Genomic DNA, 20,040 nt, shown 5'->3' on the forward strand with positions numbered 1-20,040 from the left:
GGCGGCGGGGGGCAGCGGTTCTGGGCGGGCGCGCCGCGTGGACGGCGGCGCGCGAACCTGTTGCACGAGTCAACGGCCTTTTGCGTCGAGCTTGTTCGCCTGCATACCGCCACGAAAACCTGGTGGAGGTTGGGCGCGACCAGCCCGATCGATCTCTAGAAACTCGCCGCATAAAAAATCCCCGGTATCGCGCAAGGCTATGTGGCATTAAAACACTACTAATTAATGCGTGAGTGAGTACCGACAACGACTCGCGCTCCTGCTGTTTTTTTGTGATGTCCACACCAAGTGATGCATGCTTTATTTTGGCCGTTCCGGTTTGCCTGTGAAGATCTTCATGATCTTCCAATTTGGGCACTTTGACGCCGTCGGCCCATGAGGGTCCACCTCCTGCCCGTACTCACTGATGAGGGGGGCCGCTCATTTCATTCGACCGGCTTTTAACGATCGTCACACCTGCCGGCTTTTCGTCTCACGCTCGGCAAATTGACAGTAAGGTTGAACGTGTCTGCTCCACCGTGACGTCTCCAGCAAATTGCCGCTGCATATAGCTGACCAATAAATTCGCTGCGCAACATTTCATCTTTTTCGATCGGTTAATCGATATTCACCGATTCACGTCCCTGAACACGGCCAGTAAACTACGTGCTAACGATTCGTGGCGATGAGGTATTGATAGTGGACAGTGTCAATCTCGAAGTGTTGAAATCTACCGCACGATGACTTGAACAGGGACATCGCTCACTGCTCGTGACAGTGGTCAAGACGTGGGGCTCGTCGCCACGTCCTGAAGGTATACGGATGAATGGAACGTGCCCGGGACTCAGCTCATCCGCACGATGCCCGACGACGCTGTGCTCGACATGAAGCTCGACGAACGTTGCGCGGTGCTCGCGCTTACGCATGATCCGAAGCTCGATGATCTTGCGTTAATGGAGGCTTTGAAAACGCGTGCTTTCGACGTCGGCGCATTGGGCTCGCGACGCAACAACGCGGCACGGCGCGAAAGACTTAAGGAGTTCGATCTCAGTGACACAGAACTGGCGCGGCTGCGTGGGCCGGTTGGGATATACATCGGCAGTCGGACGCCGCCGGAAATCGCCGTGTCGATTCTTGCGGAAGTGACAGCTGTGAAGAACAGTGTGGTCATGCCGCCATCGTTGCAGGTTGGTGCGGCGAAGGCAGCACAAGGGACGGCATCGTCTTTCGAAATGGATCTCACGTGCTTCGCGTAAGGATGCGAAGTGGCAGCAGGAGCGCTGCTTATCTGGCGTTCGCAGCCTTATCGAAGGGACTGAGTTGCGCTGCCGCGGCGAACATCTGCGTGAACTGATCCAGTGCGGGTATCGTATCGCGGCCACTGCGCGTAATCCGATAGAACGAAAATTCCACCTCTGGCCGGATCACGTCGATACGTACCTGATAGTGACGGCAGATATGCTCGCAGAACGACGGCATGATCGCCACGCCAAGTCCTTCGTGAGCCATCGCGATCGCAGTCTGCAGGTGGCCGACAACCGTCCGCCGTCCCGTCGTCACTTCTTCCTTCGACAGCGATGCTTCGATCAGTCGCTGCAAAGGGTTGTCCTTCGGCAGGGTGATGAGCGGCAACCCCTCTAGCGCGCGCCATTGCACGCCGTCGCGCGGCACCTTGCCGATTCCATGCGCACCTTCCATTGTCGACGATACGACGACGAGCCGCGTCGGAAAAATGGGCACGCGATCGATGCCGGACAGTTGCGAGAAGAAGATGCCGAACGCCGCATCGAGATCGCCTTCCTCGACCATCTTCAGCAGCTCGCCTGGAGGACGGTCGACGAGTTCGATCTGCGCGTGCGGACTGGTCTCGGCGAAACGCGCAAGCACTTGCGGCATCAGGCTGGCGCCGATCATCGGCGTGCAGCCGAGCAGTAGTGATGCCTTCTTCTGCCGGCCAAGCTCGTTGAGTTCAACCACGGACTTCTCGAGCGTGTCGACGATTTTCATTGCCGTCGGATAGAACAGGCGGCCGGCTTCCGTCAAAGCGACAGTGCGCGTGGTGCGCTCGAACAGCCGGCAATTGAGTTGCGTCTCGAGTTCGCGGATGATCGCGCTCAGCGCTGCCTGACTCAGGTGCATGCTCTGCGCGGTCTTCGTGAAGCTGGACGCGTTCGCCACGCCGAGAAAGACCTTGAGTTGTTTGAGGGACAGATTCATCTGCGACGATCCTTGGGGGGCACGATAGGGCTGCCCGGATTCTAGCGCCGCGCATGGTTGTCCGCGACCGGGACAACTCCCGATCGCGGCTGACGTGCCCTGTGACCTGGCGGTCAACCTTTACGCAAACGTTGCCACGCCGCGGTGATGCGCGATGCGAGTTGCGGGTGAACGCCGTTCATGCGAACGCGTATCGCCCTTCCTCGTCGCGGACAATGGCGCGGGTTGCGCCGGTGTCTTCGAGCCAGCGCACGACTTCGCGGCCGTCGCGCGTTCCCGCCGCCGACATCAGTTCGGTGAAGCGCTTGGGGCCATGTTCCAGTGCGGCTTCGAGCGAATCGAAACGCGCGCCCGTTAGCGCAGGCGGTGTCGGCACGCGATGTTCGAGATCGCGTTCTTCGCCTTGACGCAGCAGCGGCAGCGTCAGATCGAAGCCAACTTTTGCTGTAACCGCCGCACCGCCAAGGGATGGATCGAGCGGCATCGCGCGCATGCCGCTGTGCATCACGAGATCGCGGTCGGCCTGGAAGCGCGTGGCGAGCGCCCAATCCATCTGTTCGTCGGAGAAGATATCGATGTCGGGATCGACCACGAATACGTGCTTGACGTTGGCCAGCGAGGCGAACACGGCGGCGATCGCGTTGCGCGCTTCGCCTGGCACGCGCTGTTGCATCGCGACGCGCACGTTGAACATGCCACCCGTTGCCGGGCTCGCATAAACAGCCCTGATTTCGCGCACGGCCGTTTCGAGCGCACGCCATACGGTCACTTCTGTACGCAGTGCAGCGAGTTGAGCCGTATCGGTCCGCGCCATCGTGCGGCCGCCGATCGTGCACGTCTGGAACACCGCGTCCTTGCGATGCGTGATGGCCGTCAGATGAAATACCGGGTTCGTCTTGATGCCGCCGTAGTAGCCGAGGAATTCGCCATACGGTCCTTCGGGCTCCGCGTGGCCACGCTCGTCGAGATAGCCTTCAAGGATGAACTCCGCGTCGGCGGGTACGAGCAGATCGTTGGTGACGCATTTGACGACGCCCATCGGCGCGCCTCGCAATGCCGCAACGAGTTCCAGTTCGTCGGCGGGAATGCGCATTGTCGCGCCGACGTGGTCGATGGGATGCGTGCCGACAGCGAATGCGATCGGCAGGCGCTCGCCACGCTTCGAATGCGCCATCGAGATCGCGCGCAGATCGGACGGCGCAACGAGGTCGATTCCCGCGATACGGCGCCCGCGCAGCATCAGCCGGCGAATGCCGACATTGGTCCAACCGGTGTCGGGATCGACCGCGAAGTCGATCGACGCCGAAATATACGGCGCGCCGTCCAGATCGTGCTGCAGATGCACGGGCAGCGCCGTGAAATCGCAAGCGTCGTCCGTTAGCACGACCTGCTGCACGGGAGCCTGTTCGCGGCTCACCTCGACGAGCTTGCCTTTCGCGCGCAGACGGTCGCGCACGACTTCGAGCAGTCGGTCAGGCGTGGTGTCGAATGCTTTGGCGAGGCGCGAACGGCTCGCGGCAACGCTGCCTGCAAGCGATACGCTGCCGCCTGCCGGTTGTGCGAACCAGACAGCGCGCGGGTTGCCTTCCATGATGGCGGCGACGTCGGCGAGATCGACGGGCTCGTCACGGCGTTCGAGTTCCGTTTCGTCGAGCGACTCCAGAAAGCGCCGCAGGCGGAAACGCTCGAGGTCGGGTAGTTCCGCGCCTTGCGCGGCTGACGGGATGGTGGTCCTGGGTCTCAATGTAGTGTCCTTGTGCGGAGAGGGCGTCGGGCTCTCAGAAGCGCGCTGACAGCGCAGTCGCTGCAAGGTGCGCGGCAAAACCGCTCGAACCCGCGGCGGGCATCTCTGGAGCGAGTTGCAGAAATTGCTTGACGGCGCGCAGCGTGACCACACTGCAGCCGAGCAGCGTTTCGGTGAGCGCATCGGCTTCGGCTTCGAGTGAGGCGGCGGCAACGACGCGGCTCACGAGACCCGCCACCAGTGCTTCCTGAGCGGAGAGCCGCACGCGGCTCAGCACCATGTGCGCAACCGTCTTGACTGGAACACGTCCGATCAGCGCCGACATGACGAGTGTCGGCGGAATATCGCGTTCCATTTCTGGAATCTGGAAGACCGCGTCGTCGGCGGCGAGCGCGACATCGCAGACACCCGCAAGCGCGCAGCCCACGCCGATCGCCTCGCCGCGCACCACGGACAGTACGGGCACGCGCACGGCCTTCAACGCATCGTAGAGCGCGAGCGGCGGCGCCGCGACCACGCGGCGCAGCGTTTCCGCCGACGGCTTCGCGCCGGCGGGCGGCATCGGCGACTGACGTCCTTTGCAGAAATCCTTGCCGCTGCTGATGATGCGCACGAGCTTGGTATCGTCATCGATCGTGGTGACGGCGGCGATGATCGCATCGCTCATCGTCTGGTCGATCAGATTGCCATTCTCGGGCCGGTCGAGCACCACTTCTAGCAACGCGCCTTCACGGCGAATTGCTACGGATTCAGTTGACATGAGCGCCTCCTTGCGCGCGGTTAATGTATTCCCAGACGATCTTCGGCGTGGCCGGCATCGCGAGTTCGTCGCTACCGTACTCACGGAGCGCGTCCGCGAGTGCGTTGAAGATGGTGGCCGTGGCGGGCGTGATGCCGCTTTCTCCGCCGCCTTTTACACGTAACGGATTGCCGTGCGTCGGATCTTCCGTCAACTCGACATTGAGAGGCGGAATCACGCCAGCGCGCGGCATGCCGTAGTCCATGTAAGAGCCGGTCAGTACCTGTCCCGTGTCTCGGTCCACATAGAAGCCTTCGGACAGCGCCTGGCCGATCCCCTGCGCGAGTCCGCCGTGCACCTGGCCCTCGACGATCAGCGGATTGATCGGCTGGCCCACGTCGTCGACAGATGTGTAGTTCACGCGTTCCACGGCACCCGTGTCGGGGTCGACCTCGAGTTCGCAGACGGCCGCGCCTGTCGGGTGCGCGGGCACGCGGGTGCTGACTTCCGCGTACGCGTGCAGCCTCTTCGTCGACGGGTCGCCCGGCAGCCCGTCCTTCGAGGCGTGCAGCGCGATCTCGGCAAGACTGATCCGCAGGCCGCGAGCCGCCGCCGTGAATTGCGCGTCGGCGAATTCGACGCCGGCGGGGTCCACATCGAACAGCGCCGCGGCCACGCGCTTGCCGGTTGCGATGATCTGGTTCGCGGTATCGACGAGCAGCATGCCGCCCAATCGCATCGTGCGATCGGAATGGCTGCCGCCACCGACGCTCACGAAGGCGGTGTCGCCCGTGCGCAGCTTTACGGCTTCCATCGGCACGCCGAGGTGATGCGCGATCACCTGCGCAAACGTGGTCTCGTGCCCCTGGCCTGTCGATTGGGTTCCGGACACGATATCGACGCTGCCATCCGCGCGTACCGTCAGTTCGATGCGCTCGCGCGGCGCGCCGACCGGTGACTCGATGTAGTTCGCAAGGCCGATACCGCGCAGCCGCCCGTTCGCGCGGGACTGCGCACGGCGCTCCTCGAAGCTGTCCCATTGCGCGAGTGTCAGTGCGCGCGCCATGTTGCGCGCGAAGTCGCCGCTGTCGTACGTAAGGCCCATCGGACTGCGGTAGGGGAGTTTGTCGTGCGGCACGAGATTGCGGCGGCGGATTTCCGCGCGATCGATGCGCAGTTCGGCGGCGGCGAGATCGAGCATGCGTTCGATCACGTGCGTCGCCTCGGGACGGCCCGCGCCGCGATAAGGCGCCGTCGGCACCGTGTTGGTCAACACCGCACTCACATGCACGGCGGCCACGGGCACATCGTAGACGGTCGTCATGATGCGCGTGCCGTTCGACATCGGCACATAGGAGACCGTGTGTGCGCCGACGTTGCCGATCCACTCGTTGTCGATGGCGAGAATGCGGCCATATTTCGAAAAGCCGATCGTCGAGCGGATGATTGCATCGCGCCCCTGATAATCCGAAAGGAACGCTTCGCTGCGATCGCTCGTCCATTTCACAGGCTGGCCGATGCGGCGCGCGGCCCACACGACGGCAAGCTGCTCGACATAGATGAACGAACGCGGACCGAAGCCGCCGCCCGTGTCCGGACACACGACGCGCACGCGCGCCGGCGGCACCTTCAGCGCGGCGGCGAGGCACAGTTGCTGGCGCACGGCGCCCTGGCTGCCGGAGATCAGCGTGTAGGCATCCGTGGCCGGGTCGTAAGCACCGATCGCACTGCGCGGTTCCATCTGGCAGTTGACGAGCCGGCTGTTGTGAAACTCGCGGCGCACGACGTGATCGGCCTGGCCGATGATCCTGCGTGCCGCTTCGCGATCGCCGATCTGCGTCTGGAAACAGAGATTGCCGGGCGCGCCGTCCCACAGTTGCGGCGCATCGGGCTGCATCGCATCACTGCCGTTGATGACGGCTTCGAGCGTGTCGTAATCGACCTCGATCAGTTCCGTCGCGTTGCGCGCCTGCAGCGGGGTATCCGCGATCACCATGGCGATCGCTTCGCCTACGTACCGCACGCGATCGATCGGCAGCGGGATATGAAACTGGTTAAAGATGGAACCCGTCAGCGACGTGAGGAAGGCTTTCTTCGTCGCGTCGACCGCATCAACGGGGTTCGGCACATGGTCGACGCCCTGGAAGCCGTCGTCGAGATAATCCTGGCCGATCAGCACCGCGACCACGCCGGGCGCCTCGCGCGCAGCGCTAATGTCGATCGAACGCAACACGGCGTGCGCATGCGGGGAGCGCAAAAACGCCGCGTGCAACTGTCCGTCGACGTGAATGTCGTCTGTGTACTGGCCGTTGCCGGTGACGAAGCGCTGGTCTTCAATGCGAGGTATCGGTTTGCCGATCATGACGCGTGCACCTCCGTCCGGGCGAACGGCGCATCGGGGTACATCTCGCGCGCCGCGTGGCGAACCGCCTCGATAATGTTCACATAACCCGTACAACGGCAGATATTGCCTTCGAGCGCGTGACTGATGCTCGCCTGGTCGAGTGCCGGCTCCTGACGTAGATAGAACGCGCTCGCCATGATCATGCCCGGTGTGCAGAAGCCGCACTGCAAGCCGTGGCATTGAACGAAGGCATTCTGTACGGGGTGCAGCTTGCCGCCGCACGTCGCATTGAGACCTTCCACCGTGACGACCTGCCCACCGCTCGCCTGGGCGGCGAGCACGGTGCAGGACTTGACCGCATGACCGTCGAGATGGACCGTGCACGCGCCACACTGGCTCGTATCGCAACCGACGTGCGTGCCCGTAAGACGCAAGTGCTCGCGCAAGAATTCGACCAGCAGCGTGTTATCGGGGACGTCGCGCCTGACTTCCGCGCCGTTCACCTGCAATTGGACTTCAACCATGATTCACCTGTGTTTCCTGTTCTTGCGGCACGCTCATTGCCCGGCGGTCTGGCTGGCAGCGCTCAGCGTCGCGTTGAAGCGTTTGAAGAACTCGGCGGCGAGCTTGTTCGCCACGGAGGTTACCAGGCGCGAGCCGATCTGAGCGAGCTTGCCGCCGACCTGCGCTTCAGCCACGTAGGTAAGCAGCGTGCCGTCTTCGGCATCGGCGAGCGTCACGGTCGCAGTCATCTTGCCGAAGCCCGCGATGCCGCCTTCGCCCTGGCCGACGATCCGATAGCCGTTCGGCGCGTCGCGATCGGACAATTCGAGCGTACCCTTGAAGCGCGCTTTCACGGGCCCCACGGAGGCCACCACGACTGCCTTGTACTGGTCTTCGCTTTCAGCCTCGAATGACTCGCACCCAGGAATGCATTCCTGCAGTACTGCTGCGTCGTTGAGTCCTTGCCATACGTGTTCGCGCGATGCCGCGATGGTTTGCGATCCGGTGAATTCCATCCTTGTCTCCTCAATGAGCGGGCGCCGTTACGACGCGATCAGCGCCTGCAATGCGCGGCGGGTGTAAGTTTCGATCAGATGTGCGCGGTACGACGCGGACGCATTGTCGTCGTCGGGCAGCGTATTGCTGTCAATGCACAGCGACGCGAGCGCCGCGTGCGAAAGGTTCTGCTGCAACGCGGTTTCCGCATCGAACCAGCGGAACACCGACGCGCCCGCGCCCGTCACGGCCACGCGGATTGCATCTTCGTACTGCGCGATGAGTACTCCGGTCACGGCATACCCGGACGCCGGATGCCGGTACTTCGCATAGGCGGCCCGCCGCGGAACCGCAAACTCGATTGCAATGACGAGCTCGTCCGCGTCGAGCGCGGTCTCGAACGTGTCGATGAAGAAGTCGTCGGCGGGAATGCGTCGTTGCGACGACGTGACGACGTGCGCGTTCAGACCGAGCACGGCGGCGGGGTAGTCGGCCGCGGGATCGTTGTTGGCGACCGAACCACCCATCGTGCCGCGGTTGCGCACCTGCGGATCGGCGATCAGGCTCGCCAGATGGGCGAGCGCCGGAATTGCGTCGCGCACGACGCTTGATGCCGCAACTTCGGCGTGCTTCGTCAGTGCGCCAATGCGCAAGGTGTCGCCGCGCACTTCGATGCCGCGCAGTGCGTCGATTCGCGTGAGATCGATCAGATGCGACGGCGCTGCGAGGCGCTGCTTGAGTGTGGGAATCAGGGTCATGCCGCCCGACAGCGGCCGCGCTTCCTCATGCTCGCGCAGCCAGCCAACAGCTTCGGCAAGCGACGCAGCGCGCAGATACGTGGTCTCGTACATTGTGTCTCCTGCAGCATGCCCGTCGTCCTTGCGCGCATGCCTGATTGCCGCATTGCGGTCTGTTAGGGCTCGGAGAGCCAGTTCTCCAGTGCTGTGGCAAGCGCCACCGGCACTTCGTTCATCGCATAGTGTCCCGCGTTGGGTAACGTTTCCAACGCGGCATTGGGATACCACTTCAGCCAGGTGCGCATCGTCAGGTCCGCGGTGATGGCCGGATCGTGTTCGCCCACGAACAGCTTCACCGGCGTCGGGTTGCCTTCAACCTGCGCGGCAAAGTCGCCCGTTGCCCAGTGCGGTAGATAGGCCGCGAATGCTTCGCGCCGCGATTCGCGCTGCGATTGCAGGGCGAGATGGGCGCTCCATCGCGCGGCGAGCCGGCTGCCCGTCGAAAAGTGAATGATGCCTGCGCGCTTCGTCACGTCGTCGATTGCAGCGGAAAACATCGCGAGACGCGTGGCGTCCATTTGCGAACCACACGCGGGCACGGCCGATACGCCCGCCATCTTCACGATGCGTTGCGGCGCGGTGATGAGTACGCGTTGCATCGCCATGCCGCCCATCGAATGGCCGATCAGGCTGAAGCGCTGCCAGTCGAGACGATCGGCGAGCGCGAGCACGTCGCTCGCCACTTCATCAAACGTAAACGCGCCGTCGATCTCGCGCGAAAGCCCGTAGCCGCGATAGTCGAAGAACGCATAGCTGAAGCGTTCGGGATCGAGCGCGGGCGCGAGCGCGCTCCAGTCGGCCGAGCTGCCGAACCAGCCGTTCAGCCCGATCACCTTATGCGGACCGTCTCCGAACTGCGTGAAGCCGTTGAGTGTCGTCATGATTCAGTGCTCTGCGTGCGTGAGCGCGTTTGACGCTTGCGGGTATGGCAACGCTGGCGCGATGCGTCCGCGGCATTCGCCGAAGCCGATCGACACGGCACCGGGCGCGCTCGCGCGTGCGCTCAGCACGATCTCGTCGCCGTCTTCGAGCGCGACGCGTGATTCGCCGCCCGGCAGCGCGAGCGGCTTCTTGCCCGCTTCGCTCAGTTCGGTCAGGCATGCGCGCGATTCATCGCTCGCACCCGAAATCGTGCCGCTGCCAAGCAAGTCACCCGTGCGCAGATTGCAGCCGTTGCTCGTGTGATGCGCGACCATCTGCGCAAATGTCCAATACAGATTGTCCAACCGGGTATGCGTGATCCGCGCCGGCTCGATGCGGTCATTGCGCATCGCAGCCGTTGACAGATGCGCGAACAGCTCCAGATTCAGGCCGCCGCTTTGCTGGTCTTCCGCGCCGCAAAGATGCGGCAGGAGGGCGGGGTCGTCCGCTGTGCGTCGCGGCGCTGCCTTGCGAAACGGCGCGAGCGCTTCCTCGGAGACGATCCACGGCGATACGCTGGAGTGGAAACTTTTTCCGAGGAACGGTCCAAGCACCTGTTCGAACCATTGAATGCTCTTGGCCGACCAGTCGTTGAGCAGGCAATAACCGAAAATATGCGCGCGCGCATTGTCGATCGAAACGGCTTGCGTCAGCTCGTTGCCGCGCCCGATCACCGCAGCAAGTTCCAGTTCGAAATCGAGCATCGGTGCGGGCCCGAAGCGCACGTTGCCATCCGCGTCGCGATACTGGCCGTATGGGCGCCGCACGTGGCCGCCACTGGCGCGCAGCGATGAAGCGCGGCCATGGTATGCGATCGGCAGCGACTTGAATGCGGGCGGAAGCGGATCGGTCAGGCCCTTGTAACGGCCGTGGCGCTCGGTGTGATGCAGCGACGTCAGGAAGTCCGTGTAGTCGCCGATCGTGCAGGGCAACGCCAATGCCACATCGGTCATGCGCGGCAGCACGGCATCGATCGACGATTCGAGGCGCGAACGCGCGGGCGCGTCGTGCTTCAGCAGGTCCGACAATGCGGCGCGCAAAGCGCTCACATGGCGAGCGTCCAGCGCCATCAACGCGTTGAGCGTGCCGTCGCTGGCAGACGCGCAGGCGAGCGCCGCGTTGCCGTCGAGCAGCACCATTTGATGCAGCGTGCGCAGATCGACGATGCGATCGCCGATCGCCACACCGGTACGCAATTCGCCGTCGCGAACAAAAGTGCCGAACGGCAGATTTTGAACGGGGAAATCCGCGTTACTGGCGTTCGCTGATTCGATCCAGCTGCGCCGCGCCGGGTCGTGCGTGAAATTGAGTGCACTCATGCGGGGCGTGTCTCCGATACTGCCTTGTTTTTTTCAGCGGTCCAGGCGTCGAGCGCCGGCCGAGCACGCATTTTATAACCTGCGAGTTCCTCGGCGGGTGCAACGGGCACCGTTAGTTCGACGCGCAATCCGTTCGGGTCAAAAAAGTAGATCGAGCGAACGAAGTGATGGTCGGTCACGCCAAGCACTTCGATTGCATTGTCGATCAGGCGCGCTTTCGTCGATTCGAGCTGCTCGAGCGTTTCGAGCCGCAGTGCGATGTGATTGACCCAGGCAGGCGTGTTCGCTGAGGGAAGTGCGGCCGTGGAGTCGCCGAGATCGAAGAAGGCGATGTTCGAGCCGTCGGCCATTTCGAAGAACAGGTGCACGTACGGGCAATATTCACCCGTGCTCGGCACGCAGTCCAGCCGGATCACATGAACCAGCGGCAGACCGAGAATGTCCTCATAGAAGTGACGCGTTTCTTCGGCGTCGCGGCAGCGCCACGCAAAATGATGCAGGCCTAGCACGGGCGCCGGGCGGGTATGAGCGATGGACACAGTGTCTCCTTTGTCGACCAGAGTTAGTGCTTTAGCGCTTACTCTGGTCCCATGCAGTCTTATCGCGGTCGACCAGAGTTAGTGCTTTAGCGCTTACTCTGATCCCATGCAAGATAGTTGCTCTATTGCTGAGTCGTACGGGGCGCAGTCGAACGCGGCGCCTGTTCGGGTCAAACCTCGATCGTGTCGACGTTGTATTCGAACAGCCAGTTGTAGCGCTCCTTCACGCGTTCCTCGCTCCATTCACGGTCCACATATGCTGCCGCGCCTTCCGCATGGGCAAGCTGCGGATTGTGAAAGCGGGTCGCATTGGCCGCCGACCCGCGCACGACTTTCGCAGTGCGCTCGAGCCGCAACGCCTCGTAGCGTTGCAGTGCCCGGGGCACATCATGCGCATAGCGTTCAAGGCAGCGCGCGAGCAGATAGCCGTCCTCGATGGCCATACCGGCGCCCTGCGCGAGAAACGGCAGAGTGGGGTGGCACGCATCGCCCAGCAGCGTCGCGTGGCCGTGGCTCCATCGGCTCATCGGTTCACGGACCATCAGCGCCCACTTGTACGGGATATCGATTGCGGAGATCAGGGTGCGCACATCTTCGTGCCAACCTTCAAAGTCGGCGAGACATTCTTCGAGCGTCCCACGTTCGGACCATGATTCGACCTGCCAGCCGGACTTCTCGACGGCGCCGACGAAGTTGATCAACCCGTTGCCGCGTAGCGGATAGTGGATGACGTGCGCGCCCGGGCCGACCCAGTTCGCGCCGTATGCTGTGCGCAAATGCGCGGGCACTCTGCTCGCGTCGATCACGCCGCGCCATGCCATCACGCCGGAAAACACGGGCTCGTCGGGACCGAACAGCGCGCGCCGCACGCGCGAATGCACACCGTCCGCGCCGATCAGGAGATCGCCTTCGCACGTTTCGCCGCTGGCCGCCTGCACGAGCACCTTGCCGTTCTGCTGCGAAAGGCTTTCCACCTTGTGATTCAGGCGGATGGCGTCGGGTTTGATCGCACGCACCGCATCGGCAAGCTTCTGGTGCAGGTCGGCGCGATGCAGCGTGAAGTAGGGATACCCGTAGCTTTCCCGCGATTGTGCGCCGAGATCGAACAGACGCCAGCTTTGGCCAGTGTTCCACAGACGCACGCGCTTGCCGAGCGGCTCGCATGCGAGGCCCTGGAGCGCGTCGCCCACGCCGAGCTGATACAGCACACGCGTTGCGTTCGGACTTAACTGTACGCCGGCGCCGATTTCCTTGAGTTCCTGGGCCTGTTCGAACACCGTGACATCGAAACCCTTTTTCAATAACGCGGCTGCAGCCGTCAATCCGCCGATACCGGCGCCAGCAATAACTATCTTCATTCGACGATTCGACCTCTTCGTAATGAGCGTTTTTATCGATGTTGCTTATCAATCAATCGATAATATTTGTCAGTGGTAAACCCGGTGAAATCGGGAATCACTTTAATTCAGCGAATCACGCGAAAGAAGCAAATTAATCTGAATGAATCATCACTGAAATTTGATAATTCGCGGAGCCCTGCGATAAACCCTTGATCGCCCGAATGAAAAAGGTAATTGAACGCTCACATGCCCCAGCGCTGCACCGTCGCGGTATCGAGCCCGAACAGGTCGAGCACGCGCCCGAGCGTGTGGTCGACCATGTCGGTCAGCGACTCGGGGTTCGCGTAGAACGCGGGCACGGGCGGATAGACGATAGCGCCTGCTTCCGTCACGGCCGTCATGCTGCGCAGGTGGCCAAGATGCAGCGGTGTTTCGCGCACCATCAGCACGAGACGACGGCGCTCCTTCAGCGTGACGTCGGCGGCGCGCGAGAGCAGGCCGCTTGTCATGCCGGTGGAAATTTCCGACAAAGTCTTGATGGAACAGGGCGCGACGATCATGCCCATCATGGGAAACGAGCCGCTCGAAATCGACGCACCGATATCGGTGTTCGAGTGGCAAACGCTGGCCATCGCGCGGATGTCGGCGACGTTGTAGTCCGATTCGTGAGCCAGCGTCACTTGCGCCGATCGGCTCATCACGAGGTGGGTTTCGATTTCGAGCTTGCACAGCAGTTGCAGCAGCCGCACGCCGTAGATGACGCCCGACGCGCCGCTGATACCGACCACCATGCGCCGCGGCGGCATGCCTCTCATATCCATACGATTCTCCTGAACGCAAATCTGTAATCTCGACGCGGCGGATGTTAGCACCCGGTTTCAGCTAATAGAAGCGTGGACGCCTATTAATCACGTTCGCCTGGTGTTTTTACCGATCATTAAAGACTTTGTTCGTTTTGTTCGATGAATTGATAAATAATTCACGATTCAAAACCCGAAATGCATTGGCTACACTCTCGCCAACATCTGGCAGAAGACAGGGGCCGCGCAGCGGATTCACCTGCACACACGCCACGTGGGGATCGGCCGGCATACACGCGGCCGGCGACAATAAGGACATTGGAGACATTTGTTGAAAACGACGAGTCTGTTGTTCGGCAGCTGTGCGTTCGTGTTGGGATGCCCCGCGTTCGCGCAGTCATCCGTGACGCTCTATGGCAGCGTCGACGTGGGTATCGATTTCGTTTCGAACTCGCGCGGAGCGCATCTGTATCAGCAATCGGCGGGCAAGCGCACACCCGATCGCTTCGGCTTTCTGATCAAGGAGGACATTGGTGGCGGCAACACGGTGTTTGCGCGGCTCGAATCGGGTTTCCTGACTAGCACCGGCGCGCAGATCAATCCGACGAGCTTCTTTAACCGCGACGCGTACGTCGGCATCGCGAACGACCGCTTTGGTTCGCTGAGCCTTGGCCACATTCCGGACTACGTGTACCAATACGTGGGCGGGTTGAACAACTCGGTGCCGGGCATCTCGTCGTTCTATACGGTTGGCAATCTGGATGGACTTGCGAACACGAGGGCGTTCGACAACTCGGTGAGTTACGAAACGATCAATTACCGCGGCTTCCAGGCCGGCGCGATGAACAGCTTTGGCAACCAGACGAACTTCAGCGAGGGGCGTCAGTACAGTCTCGGTGCACGGTACGAGAACAGCGTGGTGAAACTGGGTGCCGCGTATTCGATGTCGCACAACCGCACGGCCGATCTGTTCGGTATCTTCGGCGTGACCTCGGTACTCGGCCAGACGCTCAAGCAGGGCACCCTGTTCAACGCCGAGCGCTACAGCACGATTGCGCTCGGCGGCTCCGTTTCTGTCGGCGATTTTATCCCGCACGCAACTTTCACTGATGTGAAGCTCGAAGATTCGCAGGGCTCGGTGACTGAGCGCAACTATCAGGTTGGCGTCAACATTGACCTGAGCGGCGGAAAGCGCTTCTACGTAATGGGTATCTCGTACAACCGGTCGATGTTCGAAGGGCTGACGTACAACCAGTACAACCTCTTTATCACGCACTTCCTGTCCAAGCGCACGCAGATTTACGCTGGCGTCGGCCTGCAGCGCGCGTCGGGCACGAATGCAAAGGCGCAGCAGTTCGGCTATCAGTCGTCGAGTTCGAGCGCACAGACGGTTGGGCGGATCGGTATCAACCAGATGTTTTGACGCGACGCGCTTGCTGCCAAATCGCGGCAGGGCGGCGAAGCAGACATGAATCACGGAGCGCGGGCTTCGGGCATAAGGGGCTGCGCGGTAGGGCTTTATTCAGCTATTTCGATTTGATCATCGAGATTTTTTGATTCTGTCGCTCGCTGGCGGGCCGTATATTGAGGCTCCCGGCGATGGCGCCAACGGAAGTAGAACAGGGATGGCGGCGCGCGGCAGACTCGTGTCGCCGCCTGATCGGCACATTGGGACGCACATGCAAGCAGACCGTACATTCAACATCTCGACACTGATAGAAGAACAAAAGACAGGACGTTTCGCCATCGGCTTGCTGTTCTGGTGCTTCCTGATCATGCTGATGGACGGCTACGATCAGACGGCGGTCTCCTTCGCTGCACCGGCCATCGTCAAGGAGTGGCATGTCGCGCGCGGCGGCTTCGGGGCGGTATTCGGAGCGGGGCTATTCGGAACGCTGATCGGCTCGTTTATCTTCGGCTATCTCGGCGACCGCTTTGGCCGCAAGCGTGCCATCGTGTCGGGCAGTCTGTTCTTCGGTCTGCTCACGCTTCTGTCCGTCTGGGCGACTTCGCTGCACGAACTGATGCTGCTGCGTTTTATTGCCGGTCTCGGCATGGGCGGTGTGGTGCCCAATTCGGTCGCGCTGGTCGCCGAATACGCACCAAAACGGTTGCGCGCCACATGGGTGACCCTGATGTTCTCCGGTTTTTCTATCGGCGCGGGCTCGGGTGGTTTGGTTTCGTCCGCTCTGATTCATCGCTACGGCTGGCCCGTAATGTTCGCCGCGGGCGGTATCGGCTCGCTCGCGGTCGCGCTTCTGTTGATAGTGACGCTGCCGGAATCAGCAAAGCTGCTGGTTGTGCGTCAACGCAGCGTCGAAACAGTGCGCAGGCTCGTTGCGCGCCTGCGTCCCGACCTTGCGCTTCCAGCCGACGCGCAGTTCGTGCCCGGCGAATTGCAGGAAAAGAAGCGTTTCGTGCTCAGGCTGATTTTCTCCGACGGCCTGCGTGCGATCACGCCGCTGCTATGGATCGTCTTCATCGTCAATTCGATGGCACTGTACTTTCTGCAGAACTGGTTGCCGATCTTGATGGAAGGCGTTGGCATCAGTCCGCAGAGCGCCGGTCTCATCACGACAATGTTCTCGGTGGGCGGCGTACTCGGCGGACTGATCCTGTGCCGGTTTGTCGATCGTCACGGCGTGCTGGCAATCATCTCCTTGCCAGCAATCGGGTGCCCCGTCGTCGCTTTCCTCGGACATGGCATGTCCGAGGCGTGGCTGATGTTTGCCGTGTTTGCAACCGGCTTCTGCGTGGTCGGCGCGCAATATGGGTTGTACGCTGTCGCGGGCATGATCTACCCCACGTCGTTCCGCTCTGCGGGGGTGGGCAGTGCAATCTCGGTCGGCAAGATCGGCTCGGTGTCGGGTCCCGTGATCGGCGGAATTCTGCTGTCGATGCATCTGCCCTTTGCGCAGATGTTCTACGCGGCGTCCGGGCTTTTCCTTGTCGCGACGATCTTCTCGACCGTGCTCGCCGTGCTGTATAGAGCGCGATTCGGCGAACAGCACAAAATGGAAGACGCTCGCGTCAAGGAAATGCGTTCGGCGCTGGGCGATTCCTGATCGCCGGGCATCGATTTGCACGGACTTCCGATGACCGCGCCGCACGATACGCCTGCATAAATCAATCGACGGGCTTCTGGAGAAGCGCGCGGTTGCCCGCTGTAAAGGAGACCTGATGAGCCAGTACTTTGCACGCAAGACGGCGTGTGTCACGGGTTTCGAGCCTAATCCACCACGTCCGGCCAACGCTTTCACGGGACACCCGCGATGAATGCCCTCTCACAGACCGTTCCACAGACCGCTCACGCTATCGACGTGACGGCACTCATCGAGCGGCAAAAATTGCGCGGTTTTTCATTGAGCCTGATTGCATGGTGTTTTCTGATCGTGCTGATCGACGGCTACGATCAGGTCGCCGCTGCGTATGCGGCGCCCACGCTGATCCGCGCGTGGCACGTGAACGCTGCTGAATTTGGCCATGTATTCGGATACGGCCTGTTTGGCGTGCTGGTGGGGTCGTTGCTGCTCGGCTTTATGGGCGATCGCATCGGACGGCGTTTAACGATCATTTATGGTGCGCTATGGTTCGGCATCCTGACCTTTGTGTGCAGTTTGGCGACGTCGCTGGATCAATTGACCGTGCTTCGTTTTCTGGCCGGAATCGGGATGGGCGGCGTGGTGCCCAATACCGTCGCGCTGGTTTCCGAATACGCTCCGAAGGCACGTCGCGCGACGTGGATCACCCTGATGTTTTCGGGCTTCTCGATAGGTGCCGGCGGTGGCGGCGCGATCGCGTCGTGGTTGCTGCCGCGCTTCGGCTGGCCGATTCTTTTCGAGGTCGGCGGAGTGGCGGCCGTCGCGGTCGCCGTTGCGTCGTTCGCCGTGTTGCCGGAGTCCGTTCGCTTCCTGATTCTCAATGAGCGCGCCCCGCTAGAGATAGCCCGTATCGTGCGCCGCCTGGGTTCGGACGTCGCTGAAAATCTGCGGGCTACGCGCTATGTCGTCGACGACGAACAACGAATTCGGGCAACGCCTCTCGCGTTGTTCAGCAACGGCCTTGTCCGTGTGACGCCTTTGCTGTGGGCGCTTTTCATCCTGAATTCGCTTGCGCTGCATTTCCTGCAGAACTGGCTTCCGATCCTGTTCAGCATGAGTGCACTGCCGTCGGCCGAGGCGGCGAAAGCCGCCATGATGTTTCCGGTCGGCGGCACGGTCGGCGCGCTCGCACTGAGCCGCTGCGTGGACCGCTACGGCGTCGCCGTGATCTTGTTGCTCGCGTTGCTCGGCCTTCCTGTTTGCGTGTCGCTTGGAATGCCGATGCCCGCCGTCTGGCTGTATGCCGCGTCGTTCGTGAGCGGCGTATGTGTAATCGGCAGCCAGTTCGCGCTCTATGCGGTGGCCGGCATGCTGTATCCGACCATGTTGCGTTCGGCCGGAGTCGGGGCGGCGATCGGCGTCGGCAAACTTGGATCGGTAATCGGCTCCGTGCTCGGTGGGGTGCTGCTGGCGATGAATCTGCCGGTTGCGAACCTTTTCACGAACGTGTCGAGCGTTTTCGTGTTCATCGCTCTGCTGTCGGTTTGGCTGGGCTGGAACCGGCGGCGCGAGGCATGCCAGTCGATGGCATGACTGGAACGCCGTTCGCTTCAGCGCAAGCCGGCACATCAACGCGGGGCGTCGCGCGTGGCCCTCGCCAGAACCTATTCCAATGAGGCAGACACTCTACGACAAGATTTTCGACGCTCATGTCGTGCGCACGGAGGCGGACCGCACGACGTTGCTGTATGTCGACCGGCATCTGCTGAACGAGGTGACCAGTCCGCAGGCCTTCGAGTCGCTGCGGATGCAGGGGCGACCCATACGGCGTCCGCAGGCGAACCTCGCCGTGGCTGACCATAATGTGCCGACCACTGCTCGTGGCGATGGGATTGCCGACCCTGTGTCGAAGATTCAGGTCGATGCGCTGCGCGACAACTGCGAGCGCAGTGACATCGTGCACTACGGGATGGACGACGCGAACCAGGGCATTGTCCACGTGGTTGGGCCGGAACTCGGCAGGACATTGCCAGGTATGGCCATCGTGTGCGGCGACTCGCATACGAGCACGCACGGCGCGCTCGGTGCACTCGCGTTCGGCATCGGCACGTCCGAGATCGAACACGTGCTCGGCACGCAAACATTGATCACGCGGCGTTGCCGGACAATGCGTGTAACGGTGAACGGCACCCGTTCGTGCGCTCATAGCATTGTCTGCCAAGGCAAAGTCGTAGATTTGGTATAAAACTTGTTCCTGCTGGGGTTATCGTCCTTTCCGTGCGAATTGTGGTGGTAGTCGCGCGCAGAGGGCCTTGCCGCAAGGCTCGGCAATTCGGCGGCTTTCGCACAATCGGCGGCTCAGCAAGCCATTGATTAATATGGTTTTTAAGACAAAACCGCCAGAATTGCACGGAAAGGACGATTACCCCAAACTGGAATGGAGGCTACAGGGTTGACTACGGCCGAACGCGCCAGGCGATTGTCTGCCCAATTCAGGCCATTGACGCGCGCGTTGTGCTTGACCGGCGTAAATTGCCGGCCCGCGGTTGATCAGTAAGCGCCGAACAGCCTGTAGAGTGCGGAAAGAATCCGGCTCTGTTCGGATTTGAGCGTCCCGGTCGGGGGACCAAGATCGCTGGTTCTGATCGCGCCGAGGAACGGCGTTTCCAGTATGAACTTTTCGCCACCGATTTCGATGATCGGAGCCAAATCCTGTGCGACCTTGCTCGATGTGTAATTGCCGGCCACGCGTGTGAGCGGAATAACGATGCGCGAGATCAGACTGCCCAGATGATCGCTCTGCACATCGAGCAGGTATGGCGAGTTCGCCCTGGACCTGGATGACGGATTGTTGTACAGATCAAAACGCGCCATCAAAACATCCGGTGTTCAGCAAGCGGCAGGCCGTCGCGCTCGATGCGTGCGTTCATTTCGGCAATGAAGCCTGCGTGCTGGGCCGCCCACGCGCGCGCTTCGGCCTCGTGAACTTCCTCGCGCAGACCCCGTTCGCTCGCACGCGAGACGTTGACGTCCAGTTCTTTCGCGCGCTCAAGCAGGTCAGATGGCAACGACACGTTGGTAGGCTTGCGGGTAGCTTTCCGCGCCGGTTGAGACAGGGACGGTTCGCCAGCCTGCCGATTTTGCGTGGAAATCATGTGCAGCTCCTATGCGCATAAAACATGTGCATGATATCGCACAACCCTGCGTGAGCGGAGCGCTGGTCGAAATAACTGGATCCAGAATATAATTTGACATAATGTT

17 protein-coding genes and 2 pseudogenes are annotated in these 20,040 nt (G+C 61.7%); 5 read left to right on the forward strand and 14 right to left on the reverse strand.

Annotated features, from left to right (window positions below; all coding sequences use genetic code 11):
- Positions 1–794: 794 nt before the first annotated feature.
- A pseudogene (locus P0D89_RS42990) lies at positions 795–1,235 on the forward strand (XdhC family protein); the annotation flags it as partial.
- Between the two features lie 28 nt (positions 1,236–1,263).
- Here P0D89_RS42990 and P0D89_RS42995 read toward each other — a convergent pair.
- The 12 genes from P0D89_RS42995 to P0D89_RS43050 form a co-directional block, all read right to left on the reverse strand.
- Entirely contained in the window at positions 1,264–2,196 is a 933-nt protein-coding gene (locus P0D89_RS42995) for a LysR family transcriptional regulator (RefSeq protein ID WP_408364782.1), read from the reverse strand.
- 178 nt (positions 2,197–2,374) lie between these two features.
- Positions 2,375–3,940, reverse strand: a complete 1,566-nt coding sequence (locus tag P0D89_RS43000) for a UbiD family decarboxylase (protein WP_408364780.1) — start codon at positions 3,938–3,940, stop codon at positions 2,375–2,377.
- A gap of 34 nt (positions 3,941–3,974) precedes the next feature.
- Entirely contained in the window at positions 3,975–4,700 is a 726-nt protein-coding gene (locus P0D89_RS43005; RefSeq protein WP_408364778.1) for an enoyl-CoA hydratase/isomerase family protein, read from the reverse strand.
- A complete protein-coding gene (locus tag P0D89_RS43010) occupies positions 4,690–7,041 on the reverse strand; it encodes a xanthine dehydrogenase family protein molybdopterin-binding subunit (RefSeq protein WP_408378543.1) in 2,352 nt (783 codons plus the stop codon). Before P0D89_RS43010 ends, P0D89_RS43005 begins: the two co-directional genes overlap by 11 nt.
- Entirely contained in the window at positions 7,038–7,547 is a 510-nt protein-coding gene (locus tag P0D89_RS43015; protein WP_408364774.1) for a (2Fe-2S)-binding protein, read from the reverse strand. Before P0D89_RS43015 ends, P0D89_RS43010 begins: the two co-directional genes overlap by 4 nt.
- A gap of 33 nt (positions 7,548–7,580) precedes the next feature.
- Entirely contained in the window at positions 7,581–8,042 is a 462-nt protein-coding gene (locus P0D89_RS43020; protein WP_408364772.1) for an SRPBCC family protein, read from the reverse strand.
- A gap of 27 nt (positions 8,043–8,069) precedes the next feature.
- Positions 8,070–8,873, reverse strand: a complete 804-nt coding sequence (locus P0D89_RS43025; RefSeq protein WP_408364770.1) for an FAD binding domain-containing protein — start codon at positions 8,871–8,873, stop codon at positions 8,070–8,072.
- A 62-nt stretch (positions 8,874–8,935) separates the two neighbouring features.
- A complete protein-coding gene (locus P0D89_RS43030; RefSeq protein WP_408364768.1) occupies positions 8,936–9,700 on the reverse strand; it encodes an alpha/beta fold hydrolase in 765 nt (254 codons plus the stop codon).
- Between the two features lie 3 nt (positions 9,701–9,703).
- Positions 9,704–11,059: a fumarylacetoacetase gene (fahA, locus tag P0D89_RS43035; protein WP_408364766.1), complete on the reverse strand. Its 1,356-nt coding sequence runs from the start codon at positions 11,057–11,059 to the stop codon at positions 9,704–9,706.
- Entirely contained in the window at positions 11,056–11,592 is a 537-nt protein-coding gene (locus tag P0D89_RS43040) for a VOC family protein (RefSeq protein ID WP_408364819.1), read from the reverse strand. Before P0D89_RS43040 ends, fahA begins: the two co-directional genes overlap by 4 nt.
- A gap of 176 nt (positions 11,593–11,768) precedes the next feature.
- The gene (locus P0D89_RS43045; RefSeq protein ID WP_408364764.1) at positions 11,769–12,956 is read right to left on the reverse strand and encodes an FAD-dependent monooxygenase; all 1,188 of its coding nucleotides are present in this window, start codon (positions 12,954–12,956) and stop codon (positions 11,769–11,771) included.
- Positions 12,957–13,180: 224 nt separating this feature from the next.
- On the reverse strand, positions 13,181–13,759 hold the full coding sequence (locus P0D89_RS43050; protein ID WP_408364762.1) for a UbiX family flavin prenyltransferase: 579 nt from the start codon (positions 13,757–13,759) through the stop codon (positions 13,181–13,183).
- Positions 13,760–14,069: 310 nt separating this feature from the next.
- On the opposite strand from P0D89_RS43050, the gene P0D89_RS43055 reads away from it, so the two are divergent.
- The 4 genes and pseudogenes from P0D89_RS43055 to P0D89_RS43070 all read left to right on the forward strand — a co-directional run.
- The gene (locus tag P0D89_RS43055; protein ID WP_408364760.1) at positions 14,070–15,161 is read left to right on the forward strand and encodes a porin; all 1,092 of its coding nucleotides are present in this window, start codon (positions 14,070–14,072) and stop codon (positions 15,159–15,161) included.
- A 256-nt stretch (positions 15,162–15,417) separates the two neighbouring features.
- Complete coding sequence (locus P0D89_RS43060) at positions 15,418–16,803, forward strand: MFS transporter (protein WP_408364758.1); 1,386 nt, start codon at positions 15,418–15,420, stop codon at positions 16,801–16,803.
- 207 nt (positions 16,804–17,010) lie between these two features.
- Positions 17,011–18,372 carry an MFS transporter gene (locus tag P0D89_RS43065; protein ID WP_408364756.1) on the forward strand — a complete coding sequence of 454 codons (1,362 nt, stop codon included), beginning with the start codon at positions 17,011–17,013 and terminating at the stop codon, positions 18,370–18,372.
- A gap of 79 nt (positions 18,373–18,451) precedes the next feature.
- Positions 18,452–18,967, forward strand: a pseudogene (locus P0D89_RS43070) (aconitase family protein); the annotation flags it as partial.
- Positions 18,968–19,329: 362 nt separating this feature from the next.
- On the opposite strand, the gene P0D89_RS43075 reads toward P0D89_RS43070, so the two are convergent.
- Together P0D89_RS43075 and P0D89_RS43080 are read right to left on the reverse strand one after the other, a co-directional pair.
- Entirely contained in the window at positions 19,330–19,653 is a 324-nt protein-coding gene (locus P0D89_RS43075; RefSeq protein WP_408364754.1) for a CcdB family protein, read from the reverse strand.
- Positions 19,653–19,934 (reverse strand): type II toxin-antitoxin system CcdA family antitoxin, encoded by a 282-nt coding sequence (locus P0D89_RS43080; protein ID WP_408364752.1) that lies wholly within the window; start codon positions 19,932–19,934, stop codon positions 19,653–19,655. The genes P0D89_RS43075 and P0D89_RS43080 overlap by 1 nt, the downstream gene beginning before the upstream one ends.
- Positions 19,935–20,040: the final 106 nt, after the last annotated feature.

Source organism: Paraburkholderia sp. RL18-085-BIA-A (assembly GCF_046027075.1).
GTDB lineage: Bacteria > Pseudomonadota > Gammaproteobacteria > Burkholderiales > Burkholderiaceae > Paraburkholderia.

Bases quoted from the DNA above. Each gene is read 5' to 3' on its own strand.
- P0D89_RS43075 (WP_408364754.1), bottom strand. From the start codon at position 19,653: ATGGCGCGTTTTGATCTGTACAACAATCCGTCATCCAGGTCCAGGGCG.
- P0D89_RS43015 (WP_408364774.1), bottom strand. From the start codon at position 7,547: ATGGTTGAAGTCCAATTGCAGGTGAACGGCGCGGAAGTCAGGCGCGAC.
- P0D89_RS43020 (WP_408364772.1), bottom strand. From the start codon at position 8,042: ATGGAATTCACCGGATCGCAAACCATCGCGGCATCGCGCGAACACGTA.
- P0D89_RS43005 (WP_408364778.1), bottom strand. From the start codon at position 4,700: ATGTCAACTGAATCCGTAGCAATTCGCCGTGAAGGCGCGTTGCTAGAA.
- P0D89_RS43065 (WP_408364756.1), top strand. From the start codon at position 17,011: ATGAATGCCCTCTCACAGACCGTTCCACAGACCGCTCACGCTATCGAC.
- P0D89_RS43045 (WP_408364764.1), bottom strand. From the start codon at position 12,956: ATGAAGATAGTTATTGCTGGCGCCGGTATCGGCGGATTGACGGCTGCA.
- P0D89_RS43080 (WP_408364752.1), bottom strand. From the start codon at position 19,934: ATGATTTCCACGCAAAATCGGCAGGCTGGCGAACCGTCCCTGTCTCAA.
- P0D89_RS42995 (WP_408364782.1), bottom strand. From the start codon at position 2,196: ATGAATCTGTCCCTCAAACAACTCAAGGTCTTTCTCGGCGTGGCGAAC.
- P0D89_RS43010 (WP_408378543.1), bottom strand. From the start codon at position 7,041: ATGATCGGCAAACCGATACCTCGCATTGAAGACCAGCGCTTCGTCACC.
- P0D89_RS43050 (WP_408364762.1), bottom strand. From the start codon at position 13,759: ATGGATATGAGAGGCATGCCGCCGCGGCGCATGGTGGTCGGTATCAGC.
- P0D89_RS43025 (WP_408364770.1), bottom strand. From the start codon at position 8,873: ATGTACGAGACCACGTATCTGCGCGCTGCGTCGCTTGCCGAAGCTGTT.
- P0D89_RS43060 (WP_408364758.1), top strand. From the start codon at position 15,418: ATGCAAGCAGACCGTACATTCAACATCTCGACACTGATAGAAGAACAA.
- fahA (WP_408364766.1), bottom strand. From the start codon at position 11,059: ATGAGTGCACTCAATTTCACGCACGACCCGGCGCGGCGCAGCTGGATC.
- P0D89_RS43030 (WP_408364768.1), bottom strand. From the start codon at position 9,700: ATGACGACACTCAACGGCTTCACGCAGTTCGGAGACGGTCCGCATAAG.